28 protein-coding genes and 3 tRNA genes are annotated in these 25139 nt (G+C 31.3%); 26 read left to right on the plus strand and 5 right to left on the minus strand.

Going from position 1 to position 25139, the window contains the following annotated elements:
* Positions 1–5: 5 nt before the first annotated feature.
* From rho to Q0V67_RS06510, 12 genes are all read left to right on the plus strand, one after another.
* On the plus strand, positions 6–1253 hold the full coding sequence (rho, locus tag Q0V67_RS06455) for a transcription termination factor Rho (protein WP_297598116.1): 1248 nt from the start codon (positions 6–8) through the stop codon (positions 1251–1253).
* Entirely contained in the window at positions 1253–2275 is a 1023-nt protein-coding gene (locus tag Q0V67_RS06460; protein ID WP_297598118.1) for a M23 family metallopeptidase, read from the plus strand. Before rho ends, Q0V67_RS06460 begins: the two co-directional genes overlap by 1 nt.
* A 57-nt stretch (positions 2276–2332) precedes the next feature.
* A complete protein-coding gene (gene ispG / locus Q0V67_RS06465) occupies positions 2333–3376 on the plus strand; it encodes a flavodoxin-dependent (E)-4-hydroxy-3-methylbut-2-enyl-diphosphate synthase (RefSeq protein WP_297598119.1) in 1044 nt (347 codons plus the stop codon).
* A gap of 58 nt (positions 3377–3434) precedes the next feature.
* Positions 3435–3887: an RNA polymerase sigma factor gene (locus Q0V67_RS06470; RefSeq protein WP_297598120.1), complete on the plus strand. Its 453-nt coding sequence runs from the start codon at positions 3435–3437 to the stop codon at positions 3885–3887.
* Complete coding sequence (locus Q0V67_RS06475) at positions 3884–4213, plus strand: hypothetical protein (RefSeq protein ID WP_297598121.1); 330 nt, start codon at positions 3884–3886, stop codon at positions 4211–4213. The genes Q0V67_RS06470 and Q0V67_RS06475 overlap by 4 nt, the downstream gene beginning before the upstream one ends.
* A gap of 11 nt (positions 4214–4224) precedes the next feature.
* Entirely contained in the window at positions 4225–4635 is a 411-nt protein-coding gene (locus tag Q0V67_RS06480; protein ID WP_297598122.1) for a hypothetical protein, read from the plus strand.
* A 109-nt stretch (positions 4636–4744) separates the two neighbouring features.
* Positions 4745–5818: a peptide chain release factor 1 gene (gene prfA, locus Q0V67_RS06485; RefSeq protein ID WP_297598123.1), complete on the plus strand. Its 1074-nt coding sequence runs from the start codon at positions 4745–4747 to the stop codon at positions 5816–5818.
* A gap of 3 nt (positions 5819–5821) precedes the next feature.
* Entirely contained in the window at positions 5822–6961 is a 1140-nt protein-coding gene (gene prmC / locus Q0V67_RS06490; protein WP_297598124.1) for a peptide chain release factor N(5)-glutamine methyltransferase, read from the plus strand.
* Complete coding sequence (gene queA / locus Q0V67_RS06495; RefSeq protein ID WP_297598125.1) at positions 6942–7973, plus strand: tRNA preQ1(34) S-adenosylmethionine ribosyltransferase-isomerase QueA; 1032 nt, start codon at positions 6942–6944, stop codon at positions 7971–7973. The genes prmC and queA overlap by 20 nt, the downstream gene beginning before the upstream one ends.
* A 15-nt stretch (positions 7974–7988) precedes the next feature.
* Positions 7989–8537 carry a 16S rRNA (guanine(966)-N(2))-methyltransferase RsmD gene (gene rsmD, locus Q0V67_RS06500; RefSeq protein WP_297598126.1) on the plus strand — a complete coding sequence of 183 codons (549 nt, stop codon included), beginning with the start codon at positions 7989–7991 and terminating at the stop codon, positions 8535–8537.
* Positions 8538–8555: 18 nt separating this feature from the next.
* On the plus strand, positions 8556–8777 hold the full coding sequence (xseB, locus tag Q0V67_RS06505) for an exodeoxyribonuclease VII small subunit (RefSeq protein WP_297598127.1): 222 nt from the start codon (positions 8556–8558) through the stop codon (positions 8775–8777).
* Positions 8770–9651, plus strand: a complete 882-nt coding sequence (locus Q0V67_RS06510) for a polyprenyl synthetase family protein (RefSeq protein WP_297598128.1) — start codon at positions 8770–8772, stop codon at positions 9649–9651. Before xseB ends, Q0V67_RS06510 begins: the two co-directional genes overlap by 8 nt.
* A gap of 26 nt (positions 9652–9677) precedes the next feature.
* On the opposite strand, the gene Q0V67_RS06515 is transcribed toward Q0V67_RS06510, so the two are convergent.
* From Q0V67_RS06515 to pstC, 4 genes are read right to left on the minus strand one after another with little or no spacing between them, the layout of a single operon-like run.
* Positions 9678–10364 (minus strand): PhoU domain-containing protein, encoded by a 687-nt coding sequence (locus Q0V67_RS06515; protein ID WP_297598129.1) that lies wholly within the window; start codon positions 10362–10364, stop codon positions 9678–9680.
* Positions 10365–10376: 12 nt separating this feature from the next.
* Positions 10377–11138: a phosphate ABC transporter ATP-binding protein PstB gene (gene pstB / locus Q0V67_RS06520; protein ID WP_297598130.1), complete on the minus strand. Its 762-nt coding sequence runs from the start codon at positions 11136–11138 to the stop codon at positions 10377–10379.
* Between the two features lie 15 nt (positions 11139–11153).
* Positions 11154–11993, minus strand: coding sequence for a phosphate ABC transporter permease PstA (gene pstA / locus Q0V67_RS06525; RefSeq protein ID WP_297598131.1), 840 nt, complete (start codon positions 11991–11993; stop codon positions 11154–11156).
* Positions 11994–12002: 9 nt separating this feature from the next.
* Entirely contained in the window at positions 12003–12884 is an 882-nt protein-coding gene (gene pstC, locus Q0V67_RS06530) for a phosphate ABC transporter permease subunit PstC (RefSeq protein WP_297598132.1), read from the minus strand.
* A gap of 213 nt (positions 12885–13097) precedes the next feature.
* Between pstC and Q0V67_RS06535 the strand changes: the two genes are divergently transcribed.
* From Q0V67_RS06535 to Q0V67_RS06565, 7 genes are all read left to right on the plus strand, one after another.
* Positions 13098–13928 carry a phosphate ABC transporter substrate-binding protein gene (locus tag Q0V67_RS06535; protein WP_297598133.1) on the plus strand — a complete coding sequence of 277 codons (831 nt, stop codon included), beginning with the start codon at positions 13098–13100 and terminating at the stop codon, positions 13926–13928.
* An 89-nt stretch (positions 13929–14017) separates the two neighbouring features.
* Positions 14018–14695, plus strand: coding sequence for a response regulator transcription factor (locus tag Q0V67_RS06540; protein ID WP_297598134.1), 678 nt, complete (start codon positions 14018–14020; stop codon positions 14693–14695).
* An 83-nt stretch (positions 14696–14778) separates the two neighbouring features.
* Positions 14779–16368, plus strand: a complete 1590-nt coding sequence (locus Q0V67_RS06545) for an ATP-binding protein (RefSeq protein ID WP_297598135.1) — start codon at positions 14779–14781, stop codon at positions 16366–16368.
* 66 nt (positions 16369–16434) lie between these two features.
* The gene (locus Q0V67_RS06550; RefSeq protein WP_297598136.1) at positions 16435–17121 is read left to right on the plus strand and encodes a hypothetical protein; all 687 of its coding nucleotides are present in this window, start codon (positions 16435–16437) and stop codon (positions 17119–17121) included.
* Between the two features lie 95 nt (positions 17122–17216).
* Positions 17217–17300 (plus strand) — tRNA-Ser (locus tag Q0V67_RS06555).
* A 6-nt stretch (positions 17301–17306) separates the two neighbouring features.
* Positions 17307–17398 (plus strand) — tRNA-Ser (locus Q0V67_RS06560).
* Between the two features lie 54 nt (positions 17399–17452).
* Positions 17453–17529 (plus strand) — tRNA-Arg (locus Q0V67_RS06565).
* A 53-nt stretch (positions 17530–17582) separates the two neighbouring features.
* On the opposite strand, the gene trpS is transcribed toward Q0V67_RS06565, so the two are convergent.
* Complete coding sequence (gene trpS / locus Q0V67_RS06570) at positions 17583–18563, minus strand: tryptophan--tRNA ligase (RefSeq protein ID WP_297598137.1); 981 nt, start codon at positions 18561–18563, stop codon at positions 17583–17585.
* 141 nt (positions 18564–18704) lie between these two features.
* Between trpS and Q0V67_RS06575 the strand changes: the two genes are divergently transcribed.
* From Q0V67_RS06575 to Q0V67_RS06605, 7 genes are all read left to right on the plus strand, one after another.
* Positions 18705–20192, plus strand: a complete 1488-nt coding sequence (locus Q0V67_RS06575) for a carboxypeptidase M32 (protein WP_297598138.1) — start codon at positions 18705–18707, stop codon at positions 20190–20192.
* Between the two features lie 10 nt (positions 20193–20202).
* Positions 20203–21150: an ROK family glucokinase gene (locus Q0V67_RS06580; RefSeq protein WP_297598140.1), complete on the plus strand. Its 948-nt coding sequence runs from the start codon at positions 20203–20205 to the stop codon at positions 21148–21150.
* Positions 21151–21245: 95 nt separating this feature from the next.
* Positions 21246–21857, plus strand: a complete 612-nt coding sequence (locus Q0V67_RS06585; protein ID WP_297598141.1) for an acetate uptake transporter — start codon at positions 21246–21248, stop codon at positions 21855–21857.
* A 140-nt stretch (positions 21858–21997) separates the two neighbouring features.
* On the plus strand, positions 21998–22432 hold the full coding sequence (rplM, locus tag Q0V67_RS06590; protein WP_297598143.1) for a 50S ribosomal protein L13: 435 nt from the start codon (positions 21998–22000) through the stop codon (positions 22430–22432).
* A 16-nt stretch (positions 22433–22448) separates the two neighbouring features.
* The gene (gene rpsI, locus Q0V67_RS06595; RefSeq protein ID WP_366938443.1) at positions 22449–22847 is read left to right on the plus strand and encodes a 30S ribosomal protein S9; all 399 of its coding nucleotides are present in this window, start codon (positions 22449–22451) and stop codon (positions 22845–22847) included.
* A 391-nt stretch (positions 22848–23238) separates the two neighbouring features.
* Complete coding sequence (locus tag Q0V67_RS06600; RefSeq protein ID WP_297598145.1) at positions 23239–24345, plus strand: hypothetical protein; 1107 nt, start codon at positions 23239–23241, stop codon at positions 24343–24345.
* Positions 24346–24411: 66 nt separating this feature from the next.
* A complete protein-coding gene (locus Q0V67_RS06605) occupies positions 24412–24900 on the plus strand; it encodes a hypothetical protein (protein WP_297598146.1) in 489 nt (162 codons plus the stop codon).
* Positions 24901–25139: the final 239 nt, after the last annotated feature.

The raw sequence follows: 25139 nt of genomic DNA on the forward strand, positions 1-25139 counted from the left end.
GTATGATGGAAAAACTAGAGAATTTTTTACTAAAAGAGTTACAAGAGATTGCTAAGCAGATGGAGATAGATTGTTCAAATCGAACTAAAAAAGCAGAGTTAATTAAATTGATAGAAGAGAGCATAGCCTCCAAAGATGGACTTTATTTAGCTTGGGGAAATTTAGATGTAATGGCAGATGGATATGGGTTTTTAAGAAATACGAATGTAGAAAAAGATATATATGTTTCGGCATCACAGATTAGAAAATTTAAACTTAGGACAGAGGACTTTGTAGTTGGAGAGGTTAGAGAAGCAGTGCAAGGTGAGAAAAATTATGGTCTTCGTAAAGTTATTTTAATAAATAATGGGACTCTCCAAGAAGCGGAATCAAGAGTTCCATTTGATGAGTTAATACCATCTTATCCTACAGAACAGTTGAAGTTAGAAACAGATTCTAAAAATGTGTCGGGAAGAATAATTGATTTGATAGCTCCTATTGGAAAGGGTCAAAGAGGGTTGATTGTAGCACCTCCAAAAGCAGGAAAAACAGTTCTAATAAGTAATATTGCAAACTCAATAATAGAGAACAACAAGGATATAGAGGTTTGGATACTTTTAATAGATGAGAGACCGGAAGAAGTTACAGATATAAAAGAGAGCGTGAAAGGAGCTGAAGTCTTTGCTTCAACCTTTGATGATGATCCTAGAAATCATATAAAAGTGACTGAATCTTTACTTGAGAAAGCTAAGAGAAAGTTAGAAAATGGAGAAGATATAGTTATTCTTATGGATTCCTTAACAAGACTGGCTAGAGCTTACAATATAGTTATTCCATCAAGTGGAAAGCTTATATCTGGAGGGATAGATCCAACAGCACTATATTATCCTAAGAAATTTTTTGGTTCAGCAAGAAATATAAAAAATGGTGGAAGTTTAACAATTATAGCAACAGCTTTAGTTGATACTGGAAGCAAGATGGACGATGTAATATATGAAGAATTTAAAGGAACAGGTAATCTGGACATTCATTTAGATAGAAATTTAGCAGAGCTTAGAATTTACCCATCTATAGACATTCAAAGATCTGGAACAAGAAAAGAAGAGCTTTTGATAGAGAAAAAGAAATTGGAATCTATCTGGAAGATAAGAAGATATCTGCTATCTTTAGATAAAGCTTCAGGAACAAAAAAACTTATAGATACTATTTCATCGACAGAGAGCAATGATAAGCTAATAGAGATGTATGAGAACTCTTTTGCAAGGGGGAAATAGTGAAGGAAGTATTAAAAGGGTTTGGAATCATAACAGCAGTATTTAGTGCTATGTTAATCATAGTTTTTAAACCATATAGAGCAGAAGTAGTGGATTTGAAAAATTTTACTGAATATTACTCTGAAACAGCTTCAATAGAAGATGGTGGTGGAGTAGAATTAGTTGATGGAAATTTTTACACTATAGAAAAAGAGTATAAAGTAGGAGAGGAAGAAGTTTTTGAAGGGGTACCATTAGAAGAGGTAGACTTGAAAGAAGCTTATGAAATTCCAAAATTAGAGAATTATGTGGTGGCTAATGGAGATACTTTAGGTGGTATTGCAGATAAAAATGGGATCTCTTTAGAGGTGTTAAAAGCAAACAATCCAGGATTGTCAAACAATTTAAAAGTAGGTCAAAAAATCAACATAGTTAAGTCCAATGGAGTTTTTTATAAAGTTAGAAAAGGGGATTCTCTTTTTAAAATTGCACTTAATTATAAGGTTGATGTTGAAAATTTAAAAAAATATAATAACTTAAAAAATAATAACATAAGAGCAGGGGAAGAGTTATTTATACATAGCCCAAGTGATGAGACTTTAAAAAGATTATCATCTAGAGGTGGAAACAGTAGTAGTAGAAAATCGATGGCGATAAAAAACTTTAAAATGCCAGTAAAATGGGCGGGTGTGACAAGTCCATTTGGAAAAAGATTTCACCCAGTTTTAAAAAGATATATCCAACATGCAGGTGTTGATATGAGGGCAAGATATGTTCCTTTGATGGCGGCAAAAGATGGAACAGTTGTGTTTGTTGGGTATATGACAGGATATGGAAAAATTATAAAAATAAATCATGGAAGTGGATTTGAAACAAGGTCAGCACATTTAGATAAGATCTATGTAAAAAAAGGGGACAGAGTTCAGGCAGGACAAGTAATTGGGAAAACAGGTATGTCTGGAAGAGTAACAGGTCCACATTTACATTTTGAAATTAGGAAAAATGGAATGGCAAATAATCCGATGAACTATTTAGTTAGATAACCCTAGTTTTCTAGGGTTTTTTTCGAATTTATTATTTTAGGAAAAGGAGTAGATGATATGTCTAGAGTGGTAAAAGTTGGAAATCTTTTAATAGGTGGAGGAAATGAGATAATAATTCAGTCTATGACAAATACACCAACAAACGATGTGGAAAAAACAGTTGAGCAGATTAAAAAGCTTCAAGATGAAGGCTGTCAATTGGTAAGAGTCACTATAAATACAAGAGAAGCAGCAGAAAAAATAGCAGAGATAAAAAAAAGAATAGACATACCTTTAGTTGCAGATATTCATTTTGATTATAGGTTAGCTCTATTAGCTATAGAAAATGGCATAGACAAGTTAAGAATAAATCCTGGAAATATTGGGGATGATAAAAAAGTAGAAGAGGTAATCTTAAAAGCTAAAGAAAAAGGGATCCCTATAAGAATAGGAGTAAATTCTGGATCAATAGAAAAAGGAATTTTGAAAAAATATGGTAAACCTACATCAGAGGGTATGGTTGAGAGTGCTATTTATCATATAAAATTATTGGAAAAATATAATTTTGAAGATATTATAATATCTTTAAAATCTAGTGATGTAAAAATGATGGTAGAAGCTTACAGAAAACTCGCAAAATTGTATGATTACCCTTTACATCTTGGTGTTACAGAAGCAGGAACAGCTTTTCAAGGAACAGTTAAATCAGCTATAGGGATTGGAACTTTATTAGTTGATGGAATAGGTGATACAATTAGAGTTTCATTGACAGAGGATCCGGTTGAAGAGATAAAAGTTGCAAAAGAGATTTTGAAAGTTTTGGGGTTGAGAGATTTTGGAGTGGAGATAATATCTTGTCCAACTTGTGGAAGAACAGAGATTGATTTAATAGGACTTGCTCATAAAGTTGAAGAGGAGTTTGAAAAGTGTGATAAAAAGATAAAAATAGCTGTGATGGGCTGTGTTGTAAACGGTCCAGGAGAAGCAAAAGAAGCCGATTACGGTGTAGCCGGTGGAAAAGGTGTTGGAGTTTTATTTAAAAAAGGTCAAATAGTTAAAAAAGTTCATGAAAATGAAATATTAGATGAACTAAAAAAATTAATTGAAGAGGATTTTAATTAAAACTTTTTTGTTATTTTGAGAGTCTAAAACTATAAAGCTAAAATAATGAGGTATTTAAATGGATTTTGATCAAATATATAATGAGTATTTTGATAGAGTTTACTACAAGATATTGTCAACAGTAAAAAATGCCGAAGATGCCGAAGACATTGCGCAAGAAGTTTTCATTAGCGTATATAAAAATCTTAGAAATTTTAGAGAAGAAAGTAACATATATACTTGGATTTATAGAATAGCTATAAATAAGACGTATGATTTCTTTAGAAAGAAAAAACTAAATCTAGAATTAAATGATGAGATTTTGAATGTTGAAAGCAATGAAGATTTTAATGTACCAATTCTTTTAGAAGAGAAATTAAAAAAACTACCGTTCCAAGAGAGGGAGATAGTTGTTCTAAAAGATATATACGGCTATAAACTAAGGGAGATTTCAGATATGAAAGAAATGAATATATCGACAGTAAAAACAATATATTATAAAGCTATTAAAGATATGGGTGGTGAGGTATGATGGTTTCTCCAAAAGAAAGAGTGAGAGCAAACATTTACAAAAATTTATTGGAAGAGGAGAAGAAAAAGAATAAAAAAATATCATTTGTTTCTCTTTCAATTTTTGTAGTTGGTGTTTTTACAGGGACATCTTATGATTTGATAAAGAGAAACATTATTCCAGCGGAACAATTTGTAGCTTTTGAATCAAAAGATGTAGTTAAGAAAGTTTTAGATAAAAAAGAGAGTGGATTTACAATAGATGATTTATTTCAAGCCGATGAGATAAGAATAAACAAAAGAGATTTTAATTCTGAAAATCTTTTTGTTTCAGATCTACAGATTTAGTGGAGGATTTTATGAAAAAAATAGCAATGGGACTACTAATTTTTATTTTAAGTATACCATCTTTAGCATCTTCTGGTGTTGGTATTGTAAAGGATGAAGATTTTAGGGCTGTGGGAGTTAGTCAAGAGAATATTGATAGAGTAAAAACAATAATAGCTGAAGCGAGCACACAGTACAAATTAAAAACACTAGATAAAAAAGCTTTAGAGATTGAGATAAACAGATATATTTTAGATGGAACAGAGAAAAATTTAGATAAACTAAATGAATTGGTTGAAAAGGTAGGAGTAGTTGATGCTGAAATAATTAAAGATAGATTGAAATATCAAGTAGAAGTTCAAAAATATATTTCGACAGATCAATATTTAAAAGCAAGAGAACTATCTTTGGAAAAAATGACAGAAACGCAACAAAAGCAATAGAGTTTAAATCTTCTCTTCAATACAAAGAGAAGATTTTTTATTTTAATTTTAAAGTAAGTATGGTATAATTTATAAGTTAAAGTATAGATATTGAAAAGGAGTGAATATAGTGTTTACGAAATTAGAAGAAGTAGTAGTAAAGTTTGATGAGTTAACAGAAGCTTTAGGTTCTCCAGAAGTTTTAAGCAGTCCTAAAAAAATGATGGAGTGTAATAAAGCTTTAAATGATATAACGCCTATTGTTGAAAAGTACAAAGAATATAAAAGATATCAAGAGGATTTAAATTTTATAAAGGAAAATATCAGAGGAGAAAAAGATCCTGATATGAAAGATATGATGCAAGAAGAGATGAAAGAGATAGAGGAGATTATCCCAACTATCGAGCAAGAGATGAAAGTTTTATTATTACCAAAAGACCCTAACGATGATAGAAACGTTATCATAGAATTAAGAGGGGGAGCTGGAGGAGATGAGGCCGCTCTATTTGCTGGAAATTTATTTAGAATGTATATGAGATATGCTGAGAGACATAAATGGAAAGTTGAGATTATTGAAAAGCAAGAGATCGGTGTTGGTGGAATAAAAGAGGCTGTATTCTCAATCAACGGTCAAGGAGCTTATTCAAGACTTAAATTTGAATCTGGAGTACATAGAGTACAAAGAGTTCCAGAGACTGAATCATCGGGAAGAATACATACATCTACTGCAACTGTAGCTGTATTACCAGAGGTAGATGAGGTTCAAGGTGTTAAAATAAATACTGGAGATTTAAAAATTGATACATACAGAGCTGGAGGAGCTGGAGGACAGCACGTTAACATGACGGATTCGGCAGTTAGAATCACTCACTTACCAACTGGAGTAGTAGTACAGTGTCAAGATGAAAGATCACAGTTAAAAAATAGAGATAAAGCTATGAAACATTTAGCATCTAAGTTATATGAAATGGAATTAGAAAAGCAAAGAAGTGCTGTAGAAAGTGAAAGAAGACTTCAAGTAGGTTCTGGAGATAGATCTGAAAAAATCAGAACTTATAATTATCCACAAGGAAGAATAACAGATCACAGAATTAAATATACAGCTCACCAGTTAGAAGCATTTTTAGATGGAGATATAGACAATATGATAGATGCTCTAATCACATTTGCTCAAGCAGAAATGCTGTCAAGTTCAGCGGAGTAATCTATGAAACTACTTGATATATTAAAGTTTTCAGAGGAGTATTTGAAAAAATACTCCTTTTCAAAACCACGTTTAGAGAGTGAAAAGGTGATAGCATCTGTTTTAAAACTTGATAGAATAACACTTTATGCATATTTTGATATGGAGCTAAGTTTAGAACAAAAAGATAAAATAAAAGATTGTTTAAAAATTATGGCTAGAAAGAGGGTCGGCTTTGAGGAGCTACCAAAAGAAGCACTAGAAAAAACAAAAGAGAAAGATTTTAGTTCTGAAAATAGAGAATTGCTTTTAAAAAGTATAGATTACTTAAAAAAAAATGAAGTGTTGGATAGTAAATTGGATACAGAATATATTTTTGCACATGTCTTGAATGTAAAAAGAGCAATTCTTTCAATGAATTTAAGAAGAGAAATTACAGAAAAAGAAAAAGAAATAATCAGAAATCTTTTACATAAAAGAGCAAAAGAAAAAAAACCACTTCAATATATTTTAGGGGAGTGGGAATTTTATGGTTTACCTTTTAAAGTGGATGAAAGAGTACTTATACCTAGAGCTGATACAGAGATCTTAGTAGAACAGTGTAAATTTATACTAAAAGATCTTGAAACTCCAAAGATTTTAGATATTGGGACAGGAAGTGGAGCAATTTCTGTGACTTTAGCAAAAGAATTTCCAAAGAGTAGTGTTTTAGGTGCAGATATAAGTTCTGAAGCTTTAGAGGTAGCTGTTGAAAATAGAAGAATGAACAGTGTTGAAAAGAATTTGAAATTTATAAAATCAGATGTTTTTTCAAATATAAAAGATGTAGATTTTGATATGATAATATCTAATCCACCATATATACCACAAGAGGAATATGAGGGACTAATGCCAGAGGTAAAATTACATGAACCTAAAGGAGCTTTAACCGATAAAGGTGATGGGTATTATTTTTATGATAAAATATCCAAAGAAGCCCCAAAACACTTAAAAGATGGAGGGTATTTAGCTTTTGAAGTTGGATATAATCAGTCACAAGAAGTGAGCAAAATGATGGCAAAAAGTGGATTTAATATAGTTGCTATAGTTAAAGACTATGGTGGAATAGAAAGAGTTGTAATAGGACGAAAGAGTGGTGAAAAAGTTGTCAACGAAACTAATTGATTATGACTATCACTTGCCTGATGAGTTAATTGGACAAAAACCAAGAGAACCAAGAGACCATTCTAAATTAATGATAGTGAATAAAAAACATCAAAATATGGAGCATAAAGCTTTTTTTGATATAATTGATTTTCTAGAAACAGGAGATGTTTTAGTAAGAAATTCGACCAAAGTTATTCCAGCAAGACTTTTTGGGAAAAAAGAAACAGGTGGTGTTTTAGAAATACTTCTTATTAAAAGATTATCTTTAGATACATGGGAGTGTTTATTGAAACCAGCTAAAAAGCTTAAAGTGGGACAAAAGCTTGAAATTGGAGAGAATCAAGAATTGGTTGCAGAACTTCTAGAGATAAAAGAGGACGGGAATAGAGTTTTAAAATTTACTTATGAGGGAGCATTTGAGGAAGTTTTAGATAAGCTTGGGAAGATGCCTTTACCTCCATATATAGTAGAGGCTTTGGAAACGAAGGATAGATATCAGACAGTCTATGCAATAAAAGGGGAGTCGGTAGCAGCACCAACAGCTGGACTTCACTTTACAGAAGAGCTTTTAGAAAAAATAAAAGCCAAAGGGATAGAGGTTTTAGATGTGTTCTTAGAGGTTGGATTAGGAACTTTTAGACCAGTTCAAACCGAAGATGTTTTAGATCATAAGATGCATGAAGAAAATTTTGAAATACCAGAGCACACAGTGGAAAGAATAAGGAAGGCAAAAGAGGAAAAAAGAAGAATAGTTGCTGTTGGAACAACGACTGTAAGAGCTTTAGAATCATCGTTGGATAAAAACGGAGAATTGATAGCTAAAACAGGTTCTACAGAGATATTTATCTATCCTGGGTATGAATTTAAGGTTATAGATGCTCTTATAACAAATTTTCATCTTCCAAAATCAACACTGTTGATGTTGGTATCAGCTCTTTCAACGAGAGAGTTTATGTTAGAAGTATATAAAGAGGCAGTTGAAAAAGAATATCATTTCTTTAGTTTTGGAGATGCTATGTTCATCTGCTAATAGGTGAGGTGAAAAATGAGAATTATTGCAGGAGAAGCAAAAGGGAAAAGAATAGAGTGTAGAAAAGGTATGGATACAAGGCCAACTCAAGATAGTATAAAAGAGTCACTATTTTCTATAATAGCACCATATGTACCAGAGTGTAGAATTTTAGATCTATTTAGTGGAACAGGAAATATAGCACTAGAAGCTTTGAGTAGAGGAGCTAAGAGAGCTGTAATGATAGAAAAAGATCAGGAAGCGCTTAAGTATATAATTAAAAATATAAATAATTTAGGTTATGAAAATAAGTCTAGAGCTTATAAAAATGAAGTGTTAAGAGCTGTAGAGATTCTGGGGAGAAAGGGAGAGAAGTTTGATATAATTTTTATGGATCCTCCTTATAAAGATGAAGTTTGTGAAAGAGTGATGAGGTCTATAAGTAAAGCAGGACTTTTAGCTGAGGGTGGACTTATAATATGTGAACATCATATTTTTGAAGATTTATCTGACGAAGTTGGAGAATTTAGAAAATCTGATGAAAGAAAGTATGGTAAAAAAACTGTAACATTCTATACAAGATAATAAATGGTGGAGGGTTTCATGAAAAAAGATAGTTTTGAGTATAATATTAACGAGATTGATATGATAATTGAAAAATTAGATGGCGGAGAGCTATCTTTAGATGAATCTATAAAAGAGTATGAAAAAGCAATGAAATTACTTAAAAAATCGTCAGACCTTTTAAATAAGGCTGAGGGAAAGATAATTAAAGTGAGTTCAGAAAATAATAACATATCACTTGAGGTGGAAGAGAATGCTTAAAAATTATTTAAAAGAAAAAAGAGAACTGGTGGATACAAATATTGAAAGATACTTAAATAGATTGGAATATCCACTAGTTATAGCTGAAGGTATGAAGTATTCTGTTTTAAATGGAGGAAAAAGACTTAGGCCCATTTTACTTTTAATGATTTTAGAATTGTATGGGAAATCTTTAGAGTTAGGATTACCTATAGCCGTAGCAATTGAAATGATTCACTCGTATTCTTTAGTTCATGATGATCTTCCAGCATTAGATAACGATGATTATAGAAGAGGTAAGTTAACAACTCATAGAAAATATGGAGAAGCACAGGCAATTTTGATAGGGGATTCTCTATTAACTCATTCATTCTCTTTAATTGCTGATGAAAGCAAAGGTGTTTCATCCGAAAAACTTGTAAAAATTATAGGGAAGGTTTCTAGATATGCTGGAATTAATGGTATGATTGGTGGACAGATGATAGATATCGAAAGTGAAAAAAAGCAAGTTTCATTTGAAGTTTTGAAATATATTCATAGTAATAAAACAGGTAAACTTATAAAATTACCGGTTGAGGTAGGTGCGATTCTTTGCGATGCAACCCAAAGAGAATTTGAAGCACTATCTAAATATTCTGAGCTTATAGGTTTAGCATTTCAAATAAAAGATGATATTTTGGATATTGAAGGGGAATTTGAAAAAATCGGAAAACCTATTGGAAGTGATTTAGAACTTCAAAAGACAACATATCCAAGCATTTTTGGGATAGAAAAAAGTAAAATGATATTAAAAGAAACAATAGTGGAAGCTAAAAAAAGTTTAGAAATTTTTCCGGAAGAAAAATTGGAAGTATTTATGAGATTAGCTGAATATATTGGGAATAGAGAAAGTTAAAAGGGAGCTCTTCAGGCTCCCTTTATCTATTTTTTATTCATATTTTCTAGTTCGATTTTACGTGTATTTTCTCCATTTAAAATATATATTAAATCACTTGCTAGATGTATAATATGATCCGATAATCGCTCAAATTTTTTATCCAAAAGAAGTAAAATAGATCCTCCTAAAACATTGTCAGGAGTTTCTTTCATTTTAGAAAGAAAATATTCAGTATTTTTATTAACCAGTCCATCTATCTCCTCATCCAAATATAGAATGTTATAGAGAAGAGTGACATCTTCGTTTAAAAAAGCATCCATATACATTTCAAAAAGAGTTTTAATTTTTCTAGCTACAGGAAAAACTTTTTCGCTCATACCATGAGCGAGATTAGGGGATTTAGTTTCAATATCTTTTATTAAGGAAAGATTGGCCTTTAAAAGATCACCCATTCTTTCTAAAACACGAACACTATTAATTAGCATAACAAGTTTTCTTAAATTTTTAGCAGCGGGTTGAAAACGAGCCATTGTTATAATTGAATCCTCTTTTAATTTAACTTCAAAAGCATTTATGAAATCTTCGATCATTTTAGCTTCGCCATAAAGGGTGGGATTAAATTTTGAGGTTTGTAGCATTTCTAAATTTACATCAAAATTTCTATTAATATATTTTAATGTTTCTAAATAATGTTCATCTAAAGCTTTTAAAGATTCATTTAAAGTTTTCATAAAGTCTCCTTTTTATCCAAATTTTCCAGTTATATAATCTTCTGTCTTTTTTACTCTAGGTGTTGTAAATATTTTGGAAGTCTCATCGAACTCTTCTAGTACCCCTTGGTAGAAAAAACCGGTATAATCAGAGATTCTTGAAGCTTGTTGCATATTGTGAGTAACAATGACAATACTATAATTTTTAGCTAATTCAACAATAAGTTCCTCGATTTTAGAGGTTGATATTGGATCAAGTGCTGAAGTAGGTTCATCCATAAGTAAAATTTCTGGATTCACAGAAATAGCACGGGCAATACAAAGTCTTTGTTGTTGCCCACCAGAAAGTCCAAGAGCAGATTGATGTAATTTATCTTTTACCTCATCCCAAAGAGCAACAGCTTTTAAAGAAGATTCAACAATTGCGTCAAGCTTTTCTTTATTTTTTTCTCCGTGCAATTTTGGAGCATAAACTAAATTTTCATATATTGATTTTGGAAAAGGATTAGGTTTTTGGAAAACCATCCCAACTTTTTTTCGAAGCTCAACGATATCGAACTTGCTATCAAAAATATTTTGATCATCTAAAAGAATCTCACCTTCATATTTTATTCCATTTATCAAGTCATTCATTCTATTTAATGACCTTAAAAATGTAGATTTACCACATCCAGATGGACCGATAAGAGCAGTAACTTTATTTTTCATTATATCCATATTAATACTTTTTAAGGCTTTGTAATCACCGTAGTAAAAATCAAAGTCTCTAACAGCAATTCTTACATCCTGTTTCATCTATTTTCCTCCTGATTATTTTTCGAATTTATTTCTAATATAGGCTCCAATAAGATTGAAACCAACTGTTATAAACACAAGAACAAATAGAGTGCCATGCATATTGGATTCGGGCATATTTGGTACTTGTGTAGAGATTACATATAAATGATAAGGGAGCGCCATAACTTGATCGAAGATCGACTCAGGTAAAAATGGCAAGTAAAATGCAGCAGCAGTAAATAGTATTGGAGCAGTTTCACCAGCAGCTCTAGAGATGCTAAGGATTACACCTGTCGATATACCAGGTAGAGCAGCAGGAATAGCAACTTTAGAAATTGTTTCCCATTTAGTAGCTCCTAGAGCTAAAGAAGCCTCTCTTAAACTGTTAGGAATAGCTAAAAGAGCTTCTCTAGTAGCTGTGATAATAACTGGCAAACACATAATACCTAAAGTGAGAGAACCAGCTAAAATAGATACTCCTAGATTAAAGTATATTACGAAAAGAGCCATTCCAAAAAGTCCATATATGATACTTGGAATTCCTGCAAGATTAACAATAGTTAGATTTATGATTCTAGTTAAAATATTATCTTGAGCGTATTCAACCAAATAAACTCCAGTTAAAACTCCGAATGGAACAGAAACAGCAATAGTTCCAAGAGTTAAATAGATTGTACCAACAATAGCAGGAAAAATTCCACCTGCTCTCATCCCTTTTTTAGGAACCTCTGTTAAAAATTCCCAACTTATTGATGGAATGCCTTTATATAGAATATATCCCAATATAAGAAATATTGGTAAAATAGAGAATAAAGCGATAGCTTTTATAAAAAATTCGATAGTTTTACCACTTTTTCCTTTTAAAATCTTCATTTAACCCTCCTATTTTCCCATCAATTTTCTTGATTTACGAATGTATTTATCAGCAATACTGTTGGTTAAAAAACTTATAGCAAATAGAACTAAACCGATTGCAAATAGAGCGTGATAGTGTTGACTACCTTGAACCACTTCTCCCATTTCTGCTGCTATTGTAGCAGTGAGCGTTCGAACTGGTGACAGAGGTGAAGAGGCCATAATAGGGGCATTTCCTGTAATCATAAGAACAGCCATGGTCTCACCAATAATTCTACCAAATCCAAGCATTATTCCTGCAAAAATCCCAGGGAAAGCAGCAGGAAGTAAAACTTTAAACACAGTTTCTAATTTGTTGGCTCCAAGTGCAAGAGAAGCTTCTCTATAGGAGTTATCTAAGGCTTTTAAAGCATCATCAGACAAACTGACGATAGTAGGGATAGCCATGAAAGAGAGCATAACTCCACCAGTTAAAGCGTTTAATCCACTAGTTAGCCCAAAAGTATCTTTAATAAAACCAGAGAGCACATAAAGCCCAAGATATCCTAAAACAACTGATGGAAGTGCTGACATAGTTTCGATAATAATTTTTAGAGTTTTTCTCGTTTTTTGACTAGCAAATTCAGAGAGATAAATAGTTGTAATTATCCCGATAGGTATAGAGATACCAAGAGCAACAGCAGTCACCCAAAATGATCCAACCAAAAGAGGTAGGAGCCCATATTTTCCAGATAGAGAGATCCAACTTGTCCCAAAAAAGAAGTTAGAGATTGGATATTCTTTAAAAAATGCTAAACTATTAATTAAAATAAAAACAAATATAAGAAGAACAATCAGAATGTTAAAGATACCGATAAAGGAGTTAACTCCTGTCATTGTAGAATCTTTAAACTTTCTTAAATTTAACATATAAACCTCCTAAAAATCTATGTACAAAGAAATTATAATTTAGATATTAATCTATATCTAATATTATAATTTTTTTGTTAAAAGAAAATTAATATTAGGTAAAAATTGTGTAAAATCTTTTTTACTGTTTGTTTACATTAGATTTAAACTATGTTTACATTGATGGGCTATACTTAGTTCAAAGATAAAATTAAAAATTAGGAGGATTAAAAAATGAAGAGATTTTTTATGATTGGATTAGTTGGTATTATGGGATTGAATTCAACACTGGCAACAGCTTCTAAAATAGTTCAGGTGAAAGGATCAGATACAATAGTGAATGTTTCCCAATATATAGCAGAAGAATATATGGGGAAAAATAAAGATGCTAGGATAGCTGTTACAGGTGGCGGTTCAGGTGTTGGGATATCATCTCTTATAAATGGGACAGCAGATATTGGTATGGCCTCAAGAAGTATTAAACCAAAGGAGTTGGAAGCAGCTAAAGAAAGAGGAGAGGTAATAAAAGAAGTCGTTTTGGGATATGACGGAATAACAGCAATAGTAAATGAAAAAAATGGGATTAAAAATTTAACACATCAAGATTTGGCTAAAATTTATAGAGGAGAGATAACAAATTGGAAACAGTTAGGCGGAGATGATGCCCCAATAGTTGTTCTTTCAAGAGATTCTTCATCTGGAACTCATGAGTTTTTTAAAGAACATATAATAAGAGAAGAAAATAAAAATAAAGATGCTGAGTATGGAGAAAAAACATTGTATATGCCATCAAACGAGGCGATAAAGCAAGAGGTTAAGAGTAACAAATATGCAATAGGATATATTGGAATGGGTTATGTAGATAAGACAGTAAAAAGTTTAAATATAGATTCAATAGAACCTACAGTAGAAAACGTGGCTAGTAAAAAATACCCAATAGCAAGAGAAGTTTTCTGGTATGTGAAAGATACAGATAACAAAGAAGTGGATAGTTTAGTAGATTTTGCATTGTCAAAAGATGGTCAGAAAATAGTTGCTGATGAAGGATTTGTTCCAGTAAAATAGTAAGATATGGTGTCTTTTGTATATGAAGACACCTTTTTCTATTTATGGTATAATCTAAGTGAAAAAATAAAAAATATGAGGGAGAATTTATGAAGGTATTAGTAGTAGAGGATGATTTAGAGATACAGGCGTTGATAAACTATTATTTTATAAAGGAAGGATATGAAGTGACTGTAGCTTCAGATGGTTTAGAAGGGCTAAAGTATTTGAAAAAAGAAAAACACGAATTAATAATTTTAGATTTGATGCTACCTAATTTAGATGGAATAAATTTTACAAAGATAGTTAAAGAGATGGATGAAGAGTATGGGACACCTTATATAATAATGTTAACAGCAAAAACAGAGGTTGAAGATGTCTTGAAAGGATTAGAGATAGGAGCGGATGATTATATAAAAAAACCTTTTGATCCAAGAGAGTTATTGCTGAGGGGGAAAAAACTTTTAAACAAACAAGAAAAAAATAAAAAAATAAGGAATAAATTTTTAACCCTAGAAATTAACGAGGATAAGCATTTAGTAACCAATGATGGGGTTGAAGTGGAGCTGTCAAAAAAAGAGTATGACTTATTATTACTTTTAATTAAAAATAGAGGGATTGTTGTAAGTCGTGAAAAAATTTTGGATAAGGTTTGGGGAAGTAATTACTACACAGGAGATAGGACTGTAGATGTATATATATCTAAATTAAGAGAAAAAATGCCGATTTTAATAGAGTGTATAAAAACAGTGAAAGGAGTTGGATACAGATTAGAAGAAAAGAGATAATTGCACTTTTATTTATTATTATGATAGAACTTTTTTATATAGTGGCAAGTGTTTTATTTTTATCCTCACTTTATAAAGAGGGAGTGAGAAATAGTTTAAAAGAAAATGTTTTTATTATATCAAATTTAATAAAAGAGTATGACAAAGAAAAATACCAACAAATTTTTAAAGATTCAGATGTGCGATTCAATATAATAGGAACTGATGGAGTTGTTATTTATGATTCTAAAAAATATAATGAAGAGTATGAATTAGAAAATCATAGTACTAGAAAAGAAGTTGTTGCTGTAAAAAATAATGAGATAGGATTCGATATAAGAAAAAGCTCAATATCAACTCAAACAATGGCGTATTATGCTGAAAAAAGAGTGAACAAGGAGGGAGAGAATGTAATTATAAGAGTTTCTAAAAACTATGGAGAAACCCAAAAAACTCTAAAGATTATATTGTTAACGGAGCTGTTGTTTTTTACACTCTTAAATGTGGTGATACATTCTTTTTATAAAAATTATTTGAAAAGAGATATGTATCGAAAAATAGAGATAATTGAAAGGTATTTAAAATATGAAGGAAAAGGTGAAAATTTATATTTTGAAAGGGACACGTGGATCTTAAATCTTTGGGATGTAGTGCAAAAATGGCAACAACAAAACCTTGAGAATATAGTTGATCTGAATAGAGAAAAGCGTATTTTACATCAGATAATAAGCTCTATTGATGCTTCGATATGTTTATTTGATGAAAAGTTAAAATTGATTATTAAAAATAGTCGTTTCAATTATCTCTACGAAAAAGATAGAGTGGATTATTTAAATCTAATAAAAGATATAGAAATAATAGATGTTATGAAAAAAGCAATAAATCAAAAACAAAATCAAAAATTAGAAGTTTATATACCGAGATTAAAAAGATATTTTAGTGTAAATGTAAAATTTTTAGACCAAGATCAGAGATATCTCTTATCTGTAAAAGATATAACTCAAACAAAAGGGATGATAGAGGTTCAAAAAACATTTATAAGTAATGTAAGTCACGAACTGAAAACTCCATTAACTAATATAAAAGGATATGTAATTGCTTTAGAAGATGCTCCAGAACCTTTGAAAATTCAATTTATTAAAACTATAAAAAATAATATCGATAAATTAGAAAATATAATAGTGGATTTTTTAAATATAACAAAAATAGAAGGCTCTAAAATTGTGAATATACAAAAGATACCAGTAGAAAAATTGAAAATAGAATTAAATTTATCTTTAAGTGAAAGAATAAAAACGAGTGGAGCAGTAATAAAATATAATTTAAATCTTTTAAATAAACAGGAAGAATTGAAAATAGATTTTGAAAAAATATTGACAATAATAAAAAATTTAGTAGAAAATGCGATAATCTATAAAGGGGATAAAACTCCAGAAATAGAAATTTCTATAATTGAGACTAAAAGTAGATATAAAATAGGTGTAAAAGACAATGGTATTGGTATGGCCCCAGATGATATGGAAAAAGTATTTGAGAGATTTTATAGAGTTGATAAAGCTAGAACAAGTAATAAAGCTGGAACAGGATTGGGTCTTTCGATAGTTAAAGAGTTGGTGGAGATCTGTGGTGGGAAAATAGATATTATATCAAAAGAGGGCAAAGGAAGTATCTTTATATTTACTATTTTGAAATAAAAATTTACAAAATTTATGTGGTATGTTATAGTAAATTAGAACAAAATAACCACAAAGGGGGATAAAATGGCTAAGATAAAAAGCGTAGTAGTAGCACATGCTGCACAAATGAGTCAACAAATAGGAGGAGCTGTAGATATTTTTGGTTCCTTTGATAACCTTATTCAACCAATATTTCCTCATCCAATGATGAGATTATCAATAGTTTTGACTTTTGAAGAGGTAATGAGACCTACAGTTTTTGAAGTGAGATTAAATGGTCCAGATGATGATTTGATATCAAGAGGAGAGTTGACTCCTATGATAGACCCATTAGGGGTTGGAAAGAAAATTATAGATATAGATAAGTTCCTTGTAAAAAATAGAGGAAGATATACAATAGATATTTTTGAAAAAGATGGAGATGAATTAAAATTTATAAAAACAGAGACTCTTTTTATAGCTGAATATCCTCCACAAAGAAGATTTACAGAGGAACAAATAGAAGAAATTTCAAAAAATGATGAACTTATAAGAAGTGTAAAAACAGAGTTTAAACCATTTGGATTTGAAAATCCTATAAAGCTTCAGCATAATCTATTAAAAGGTTCTGTAATAGAGGAAGGGTACCTATCTATTCCGGAAAGTGACAGGCTAGAAATAGAGGGGCAAGAGATAGAATTAACAGGTGTTAGAAGACAGATAGAGTGGATGTTTGGAAACCCTATTCCTAAAGAAGAAGAGAAAAAAGAGGAAGAAAAAATAGAAGAATAATTGATTAGAGCTACTTTTAAAAGTAGCTCTTTTTTTTAAAAAATAAAAAAAGTATTTGACATCAAAAAAAAAATGTGATAATATCTTATTTGTAAGGAAGGCTATCCTAACTGGTAAGGAACCGGTCTTGAAAACCGGCGTCGTAAGACTTCAGAGTTCGAGTCTCTGGTCTTCCGCCATAATACGGTGAAGTGGCAGAGTGGCCTAATGCACTCCCCTGCTAAGGGAGAGTACGGTTAACCCCGTACCGTGAGTTCAAATCTCACCTTCACCGCCATTTATAGCAATAACTAAGGTAGTATATTCTACCTTTTTTTTATAACTAAAATACGCACTCGTGGCTCAATTGGATAGAGCACTTGACTACGGATCAGGGGGTTAGGGGTTCGATTCCTCTCGGGTGCGCCATTAAACTTAAAATTAAAAGACAGTTTTCACTGTCTTTTTTTGTTTTGCAAATTTTATTTATAAGCATTGCCTGCAAGTCCAACAGCAACTTTAGCTTTTGTAATTTTTTCTTTGGCGATAGCTCTAGCTTTGATAGAACCTTTAGTTAGAACCTCTTTAACATAATCCATATTATTAACTAATTCTTCTCGTCTCTCTCTGGCTTCCTTAAAATACTCAAGAATAGCATTCAAAAGTTCATTTTTAGCATGACCATATCCATAATTCCCTGCAACAAATTTAGCTTTCATTTCTTCAACTTGTTCTTTAGTAGCGAAAAGTTCATAAAGTTTTGTGATGTTGTTATCTGGATTTTTAGGTTCTTCTAGTGGTGTCGAATCGGTAACAATACTCATAACCTGTTTTTTCAATTCTTTTTTAGACGCAAACATATTTATTGTGTTTCCATAAGATTTACTCATTTTCTGACCGTCAGTACCAGGAACAACAGCAAGAGACTCAAGAATTTGTGGCTCTGGAAGTTTAAAAAGCTCAACATCATATTGTTGATTAAATTTTAAAGCGATATCTCGAGTCATCTCTAGATGTTGCTTTTGATCTTTTCCAACAGGTACAATATCAGCATCATACATTAAAATATCAGCGGCCATAAGAACAGGATATGTAAGTAATCCTGTATTTGCACTAAATCCTTTTGCAGTTTTATCTTTGTATGAATGCCCTCTTTCCAAAAGACCTACTGGCGTAATATTAGAAAGCAACCAAGTTAGCTCTGTATGTTCAGGAACATCTGATTGTAGAAAGATTGTAGATTTCTCTGGGTTAAGTCCAAGTGCTAAGTAATCCAATACAATGTTGTAAGAGTTTTCTCTTAGTGCTTTAGGGTCAGTAAGAGAGGTCAGTGAGTGATAGTCAGCAATAAAGTAAAAACCTTCATAGCTGTTTTGGTTATCAATAAATTGTTTCATTGCACCGAAATAATTACCTAAATGTAATATTCCGCTAGGTTGAATACCTGAAATACTTCTTTTCATAAAAAACTCCTTTATATGTAAAATGATATATTTTTATATATAATTTTACATTATTTTCCTTAAATTATCAATAGAGTAGATTTTCCTTGTGAAAGCGAGTTGAATTGAATATAATAAAAGAAAAAACCAGGAGGTAGAATTATGGAAGAGAAAATTTTAAAATTTAGGGAAAAAATAAAAGAGAAAAAATTGATAGATTCTATGTTAGCTTTACTTCAATGGGATTTGGAAACTCAGACACCAAAAGGCGGTTATAAATTACTCTCTGAAATGATAGGAGAATTGAGTTTAAAAAGTTATAATTTGACTACTTCAAAAGAATTTATTACTCTTGTAAATGAATTGAAGGAAAATGAAAATGGATTAGATGATATGTTGAAAAAAGAGATAGAACTTTTAATAGAAGAAATAGACAAGGTGAAAGTTATACCTTCTGAAGAGTATAGAGCATACTCAGAACTGACAGCTAAAGCTCAAGGTGTATGGGAAAAAGCGAGAGAAGATAATGATTTTAAAAGTTTTGCTCCGATATTAGAGCAGATTTTTTATTATAACAAAAAATTTATAGGATATCGAAATACAGGGAAAAGTTTGTACTCGGTTCTATTGAGCGATTATGAAAAAGGGATGGACACGGAGAGATTAGATCTATTTTTTAAAGAATTGAAAAAAGATATAGTTCCTCTATTGAGAGAGATATCGAGAAATAAAAGAGATTTTAAGAAGAAAATAGAGTTTAATGTTTCTAAAGAACAACAAAAGTTTCTTTCAAAAGACATTTTAAAATATATAGGTTTTGATTTGGATAGAGGGTTAATATCTGAGAGTGCACACCCGTTTACTCTAACAGTGAGTAAAGATGATGTTAGATTGACAACGAGATACTTTGAAGATATTCCGTTTTCATCTATATTTAGTAGTATACATGAAGGTGGTCATGGCATCTATGAACAAAATGTGGATGAGAAATTAAAAGATACCATTCTTGCAGATGGAGCATCTATGGGAGTGCATGAGTCACAGTCAAGATTTTATGAAAATATAGTAGGAAGAAGCAAAGAGTTTTGGATAGGATATTTTGGTAGAGCTAAAAAATATTATCCAGATTTAGAAAATTTAACGATAGATGAGATATATAAAGGGATAAACCAAGTGGAGCCTTCTTTGGTTAGAGTAGAGGCTGATGAGTTGACATATTCACTGCACATAATGATCAGATATGAGATTGAAAAAGGGATTTTTTCAGGGGAATATCAGGTTGAAAATCTTCCAGAAATTTGGAGAGAAAAAATGATGGAATATTTAGGAGTTGAACCGAAAACAGATTCGGAAGGAGTGCTCCAAGATGTTCATTGGTCTTGTGGATTAATTGGGTATTTTCCATCCTATGCTCTAGGAAATGTTTATTCTGCTCAAATATTAAGCAGTATGAAAAAAGATTTTAATGTCTCAGGAGTTTTGGAAAGAGGAGAGTTATCTGTAATAAAAGACTGGTTAAATAGCCGTATCCATAGATATGGGAAGTTGAAATCACCTGAAGAGATTATTCAAATGGTCACAGGTGAGGGAATAAATCCAAAATATTATATAGAATATTTAAAAGAAAAATATAGAAAAATATACAATTAGGAGGGGGAATATGTATTATTTTGCGGGAGTAGATGTCGGAGGAACGAATACTAAAATTGGAATATTGAATGGTGAAGGCGATATTTTGAAGAGTGTGAGTATAAAAACAGAATCTATAATGGGAGTGGATTATACACTAAATAAAATATGGGAGACCATTTTAGTGTTGTTGGATGAACTGGATATAGATAGAGATGTTATAAAAGGTATAGGTATGGGGATACCGGGGCCAGTTATAGAGCAAAAAAAAGTTGGATTTTTTGCAAACTTTCCTTGGGAACAAAATGTTAATATAAGTGAAAAAATGGAAAAAATATCTGGAGTAAAAACAAGATTGGAGAATGATGTGAATGTTATTGCTCTAGGAGAAACTTTATATGGAGCAGGGAAAGGGTTTTCAAAGAGTATAACGATAGCTCTTGGCACGGGAATAGGTGGCGGTATCTTTATAGATGGGAAATTGATTTCGGGTGCTACTGGTGCCGGTGGAGAGATTGGACATATGAAGTTAGAAAAAGATGGGAAACTTTGTGGTTGTGGTCAAAAAGGGTGTTTTGAAACATACGCTTCAGCTACAGGGGTTATGAGAGAGACTTTATCAAGACTTCAAATGAACAAAGATAACTCTTTATATAAATTTATAGAAGGTGATTTGAATAGATTAGAGGCAAAACATGTTTTTGATGAAGCTAAAAAAGGAGATAAGTTTTGTTTAGATATAGTTGATTATGTCTCGGAGTATTTAGCTCTAGGAATTGGAAATGTTTTAAATATTATTAATCCTGAAGTTGTTATTTTAGCTGGTGGAGTTGCTTTGGCAGGAGATATTTTAATGGAGGGAGTGAAAGAAAAATTGCCACGTTACGCTTTAGGAATAACGATAGAAAATCTAGAAATTAAAATAGGAGAGCTTGGGAATGATGCTGGAATAAAAGGGGCATCGGCATTAACGATATAAAAAATAAATAAAGTTAAGTATTTGTTGACAAAGATTCATTAAAAGGTTAAAATATTCCTTGCGTAAAAAAAAATTATTAAGGAGTATTTGAAAAAATGAATCAAAACAATCATGTTAAAATTGAAGTGGCAGATCCTTCAGCATTAGGTCTTTTAGGTCTTGCAATAGTTACATTTGTGGCATCAGCTAACAAATTTGGAATCGTAAGTGGAGTGTCTTTGGTAATCCCTTGGGCGATATTTTTAGGGGCATTCGTACAGCTAATAGCTTGTTTAAACGATATTAAACATGGAAACGTGTTTGGAACTACAGCTTTTGGAGGATATGCATTCTTCTGGTTTGGAATGGCTATGAGCTGGATGATCCAATTAGGTGTGTTTGGTGAAGCGATGAAAGCAGCAGCGGATCCAAAAGCTTTTGGATTTGTATTCTTAGGATATTTAATATTTACATTATACATGACAGTAGGGGCTATTGAGACTAATAAGACGCTATTGATCATATTTGTATTAATAGATTTTCTGTTTATAGGATTAGCAGGAACAGCCTTTGGAATTGCACCTCATGCAATGCATACACTAGCTGCAGTATCTGAGTTTTTAATAGCTCTAATGTCATTCTATGGATCTGCTGCAAATGTATTGAATAAAACTTTCGGAAGAGAGTTCTTACCATTAGGAAAACCTTTGGGAATATTCAAAAAATAATATAGTTACAAACCAAAAAATAAATTGACAAAATAGGAAAAAATCTATATAATAGATGGGTATAATAAATCCTTTCCCACAAAGGAACGCCGTTCGTTATATTAAAATAAATATAACTATTTTCGAGGAGGAAAAAACACGTGAAAAAATACACTGCTATGCAAAGAAAAGAAGACGTTGTTAGAGAATTCGTTCACTATGACGCAGAAGGAAAAATTTTAGGAAGATTAGCTGCTGAAATAGCTAAGAAATTAATGGGTAAAGATAAAGTTTCTTACACTCCACACATTGACGGAGGAGACTTCGTAGTTGTTACAAATATCGAGAAGGTAGCTGTAACTGGAAAGAAATTAACAGATAAAATTTACTACAGCCATTCAGGATTCCCTGGTGGATTAAAAGAAAGAAGATTAGAAGAGATTCTTGCAAAGAATCCTAAAGAAGCTTTAATGCTAGCTGTTAAGAGAATGCTTCCAAAGAACAGATTAGGAAGAGAGCAGTTAACAAGATTAAGAATATTTGTTGGAGCTGAGCACGCTCATACTGCACAAAAACCAGTAAAGGTAGAATTTTAATTAGGAGGGATTGACAGTGGCAGAAATGATTCAATATAGAGGAACTGGAAGAAGAAAAACTTCAGTAGCAAGAGTAAGACTTATCCCTGGTGGAAAAGGAATCGAAATAAACGGAAAAACTATGGCAGATTACTTCGGTGGAAGAGAGTTACTTTCTAAAATCGTTGAGCAACCATTAGCATTAACTGAAACTTTAGATAAGTTCGAAGTTAAAGTAAACGTATTTGGTGGAGGAAATGCTGGTCAAGCTGGAGCTATCAGACATGGACTATCAAGAGCTTTAGTAGAAGCTGACGAGACTTTAAAAATGGCTTTAAGAGAAGCTGGATTCTTAACAAGAGATTCAAGAATGGTAGAAAGAAAGAAATACGGAAAGAGAAAAGCAAGAAGATCACCACAATTCTCAAAAAGATAGTTGTTTGTATCAAATTGTTTTATCAAGAAGTTCAAAGCGAATACATTTGTATTCGCTTTTTTTTTCTTAATTTTTTTAAAAAAAGCATGGCATATATATTATATATTTTTAAAATTTAAAAGTTATATATCTAAGTTAAAATACAAGAAGAGCTACATAAAAAAATAACAAGGACACCATACAAACGTTATAGTAAACAGGAAAATTCAAATTTAAATTAAAGGAAGTATATAAAAATTAGAACAAAAAGACGTAAAAAAAGTTAAAAAAGTTTGAAAAAAAATAAAAAAATATTTACAAATAGGATAAAATATTGTATAAACTACATAACGGGAGAAATTTCAAATTAGGGGTTTCTAAAAAACAAAAAAAATAACTGGAGGGAATTTATATGAAAAAGTTAGCACTTTTATTAGGTTCTTTATTAGTGGTTGGAGCAACAGCTCACGCTAAAGAAGTAGTAGCAGCACCGGTAGAGGTTTCAAAAGAGGTTGTAGTTGTAGCTGAGCCAGTAGTTGAGGTTATAGTTGTAGAGGAAGCTTTTAGACCGACTGGATATATTGGGGTAGAATATAGAGCTTACGGAGAAACTGAAGGGCATGGAGATAAATTTAGAGGGAATACAGGAACTGTAAATGCACCTGCTGATAACCAAGATACGTGGAACAGAGGAGCTAACAATAGAGCTAGACTTCAGACAACTTTTGGTATCCAAATGACAGAGAACGCTAAGTTAGAAGGAAGAATTAGAGACTATAGTAATTTAGAAACAGGTTCTGTAAGAAAATTAGGAAAAACTACAGGAACAGAAACAAGATTAAGATATTACTATAAGCATACTGATACTTTAACTTCAAGATTACAATATAGAGATGAAGAGAACGACTCTCAAAACTTTGAGTATATGCTAAGAATTAATACATATAAAAATAAAGGTGGACTATTAGAATCATTAGTATTTGCACCAAAACTTTATCACTCTATGGCAGCTAATAATGGTGGGAACTATACAAATACTTTAGGAATGAATATTGAGTACGCTGGAAATCTTCCATTAGGATTCACTTGGGATGGAGCGGTTTATTTAAATCAATATTTCTATAATCAAGATATAACAACAGGTGTTAATGAAACTAAAGATAAAGAGTTCCAAGCTGAAGTAGAGCTTTATTTATATAGAACAGTTGGGTTATATGCAACTGAAAAATATAATTTAGACTTCAATTTTGAAGGTGGATATGATCCATATGTATTTAGACAATATGATAGATATGCAAAAGATGCTGAAAAAGGAACTTGGTCACAAACACAAGAGAAGAATACATATAGCTTATATACAGCTATGGATGTTTCTTTAAAGTATCAAATGACACCTGCAGTATCTGTTAAAGGTGGAGTTGGAGCAGAGTATAGAAACTGGGATAATGAAGCTCAGTCAAGCGCTAATGACTGGAGATGGCAACCATTTGCATTTGTTTCTATGAATGCTAAGTTCTAATAACAATATATAAAATTTTATCCCCTTCTAAAATGAAGGGGATTTTTTTTAGGAGGTAATAAAATTATGAAGAGATTATTGATATTTTTATCTTTAACAAGCACATTGTTTTGTCAGATTCCAGCGAGAGTAGAAACTAATATTTTTCAAGAATCTTTAAATCAAGATAGAGGTAATGGGTATGTTCGAGACCAAAAGAGAGCTTTTGAAAGGATTGTAAAAAGTGGAGAAAAAAATGGGCTGACGACTCAAGAAATTGATGAAATAGTTATTAGTTTGGAAAAAGTATATGGAAAAAACTATGAGGTTATATACAAATATTTTTCCTATGAGTTAAAAGATAAGAGTGAAGAGAAAAGGCAAAGAACGCAGAAAAATAAAAAAAATGAAGAATATAAAGTGAAATATGACGATTCTTTAAAAGTAGTAAAAGTTCCTCAAAATGTAAAAGAGTATATTGTAAATCATGCGAAAAATAGATATCCAGATGATTATGAAGAAAGACTGTCATATACAGAAGAATTGATTGAATTTTATAACTTTTTAAAAAAATAAAAACTTTTTAAGAATTGGTGGCGTCTTATTAGTTATAAAGTGCTAAATTAATTGAGTTTAAAGTAAATTCCCCGTTAAAAAATAAACCCTAAATTGTATTGGGGTTTATTTTTTTTAAAAAAATAAAAAAAGTTGTTGACGAAGTTTAAAATTTGTGGTACTATTATATTTGTCAGCGGGAAATACCGCAGACGAAAAACAGAAGGACATTAACAACCGAATAGAGAAAATAGTCAGAA

Source organism: uncultured Cetobacterium sp., assembly GCF_947072685.1.
In the GTDB taxonomy this organism is placed as follows: domain Bacteria; phylum Fusobacteriota; class Fusobacteriia; order Fusobacteriales; family Fusobacteriaceae; genus Cetobacterium_A.

Coding starts and splice junctions, on each gene's coding strand:
- Q0V67_RS06515 (WP_297598129.1), bottom strand. CDS start 10,364: ATGAAAACTTTAAATGAATCTTTAAAAGCTTTAGATGAACATTATTTA.
- Q0V67_RS06540 (WP_297598134.1), top strand. CDS start 14,018: ATGAAGGTATTAGTAGTAGAGGATGATTTAGAGATACAGGCGTTGATA.
- Q0V67_RS06605 (WP_297598146.1), top strand. CDS start 24,412: ATGAAGAGATTATTGATATTTTTATCTTTAACAAGCACATTGTTTTGT.
- rho (WP_297598116.1), top strand. CDS start 6: ATGGAAAAACTAGAGAATTTTTTACTAAAAGAGTTACAAGAGATTGCT.
- trpS (WP_297598137.1), bottom strand. CDS start 18,563: ATGAAAAGAAGTATTTCAGGTATTCAACCTAGCGGAATATTACATTTA.
- pstB (WP_297598130.1), bottom strand. CDS start 11,138: ATGAAACAGGATGTAAGAATTGCTGTTAGAGACTTTGATTTTTACTAC.
- Q0V67_RS06575 (WP_297598138.1), top strand. CDS start 18,705: ATGGAAGAGAAAATTTTAAAATTTAGGGAAAAAATAAAAGAGAAAAAA.
- rsmD (WP_297598126.1), top strand. CDS start 7,989: ATGAGAATTATTGCAGGAGAAGCAAAAGGGAAAAGAATAGAGTGTAGA.
- Q0V67_RS06510 (WP_297598128.1), top strand. CDS start 8,770: ATGCTTAAAAATTATTTAAAAGAAAAAAGAGAACTGGTGGATACAAAT.
- Q0V67_RS06475 (WP_297598121.1), top strand. CDS start 3,884: ATGATGGTTTCTCCAAAAGAAAGAGTGAGAGCAAACATTTACAAAAAT.
- Q0V67_RS06470 (WP_297598120.1), top strand. CDS start 3,435: ATGGATTTTGATCAAATATATAATGAGTATTTTGATAGAGTTTACTAC.
- Q0V67_RS06585 (WP_297598141.1), top strand. CDS start 21,246: ATGAATCAAAACAATCATGTTAAAATTGAAGTGGCAGATCCTTCAGCA.
- Q0V67_RS06600 (WP_297598145.1), top strand. CDS start 23,239: ATGAAAAAGTTAGCACTTTTATTAGGTTCTTTATTAGTGGTTGGAGCA.
- ispG (WP_297598119.1), top strand. CDS start 2,333: ATGTCTAGAGTGGTAAAAGTTGGAAATCTTTTAATAGGTGGAGGAAAT.
- Q0V67_RS06480 (WP_297598122.1), top strand. CDS start 4,225: ATGAAAAAAATAGCAATGGGACTACTAATTTTTATTTTAAGTATACCA.
- xseB (WP_297598127.1), top strand. CDS start 8,556: ATGAAAAAAGATAGTTTTGAGTATAATATTAACGAGATTGATATGATA.
- Q0V67_RS06535 (WP_297598133.1), top strand. CDS start 13,098: ATGAAGAGATTTTTTATGATTGGATTAGTTGGTATTATGGGATTGAAT.
- pstC (WP_297598132.1), bottom strand. CDS start 12,884: ATGTTAAATTTAAGAAAGTTTAAAGATTCTACAATGACAGGAGTTAAC.
- pstA (WP_297598131.1), bottom strand. CDS start 11,993: ATGAAGATTTTAAAAGGAAAAAGTGGTAAAACTATCGAATTTTTTATA.
- prmC (WP_297598124.1), top strand. CDS start 5,822: ATGAAACTACTTGATATATTAAAGTTTTCAGAGGAGTATTTGAAAAAA.
- Q0V67_RS06550 (WP_297598136.1), top strand. CDS start 16,435: ATGGCTAAGATAAAAAGCGTAGTAGTAGCACATGCTGCACAAATGAGT.
- Q0V67_RS06580 (WP_297598140.1), top strand. CDS start 20,203: ATGTATTATTTTGCGGGAGTAGATGTCGGAGGAACGAATACTAAAATT.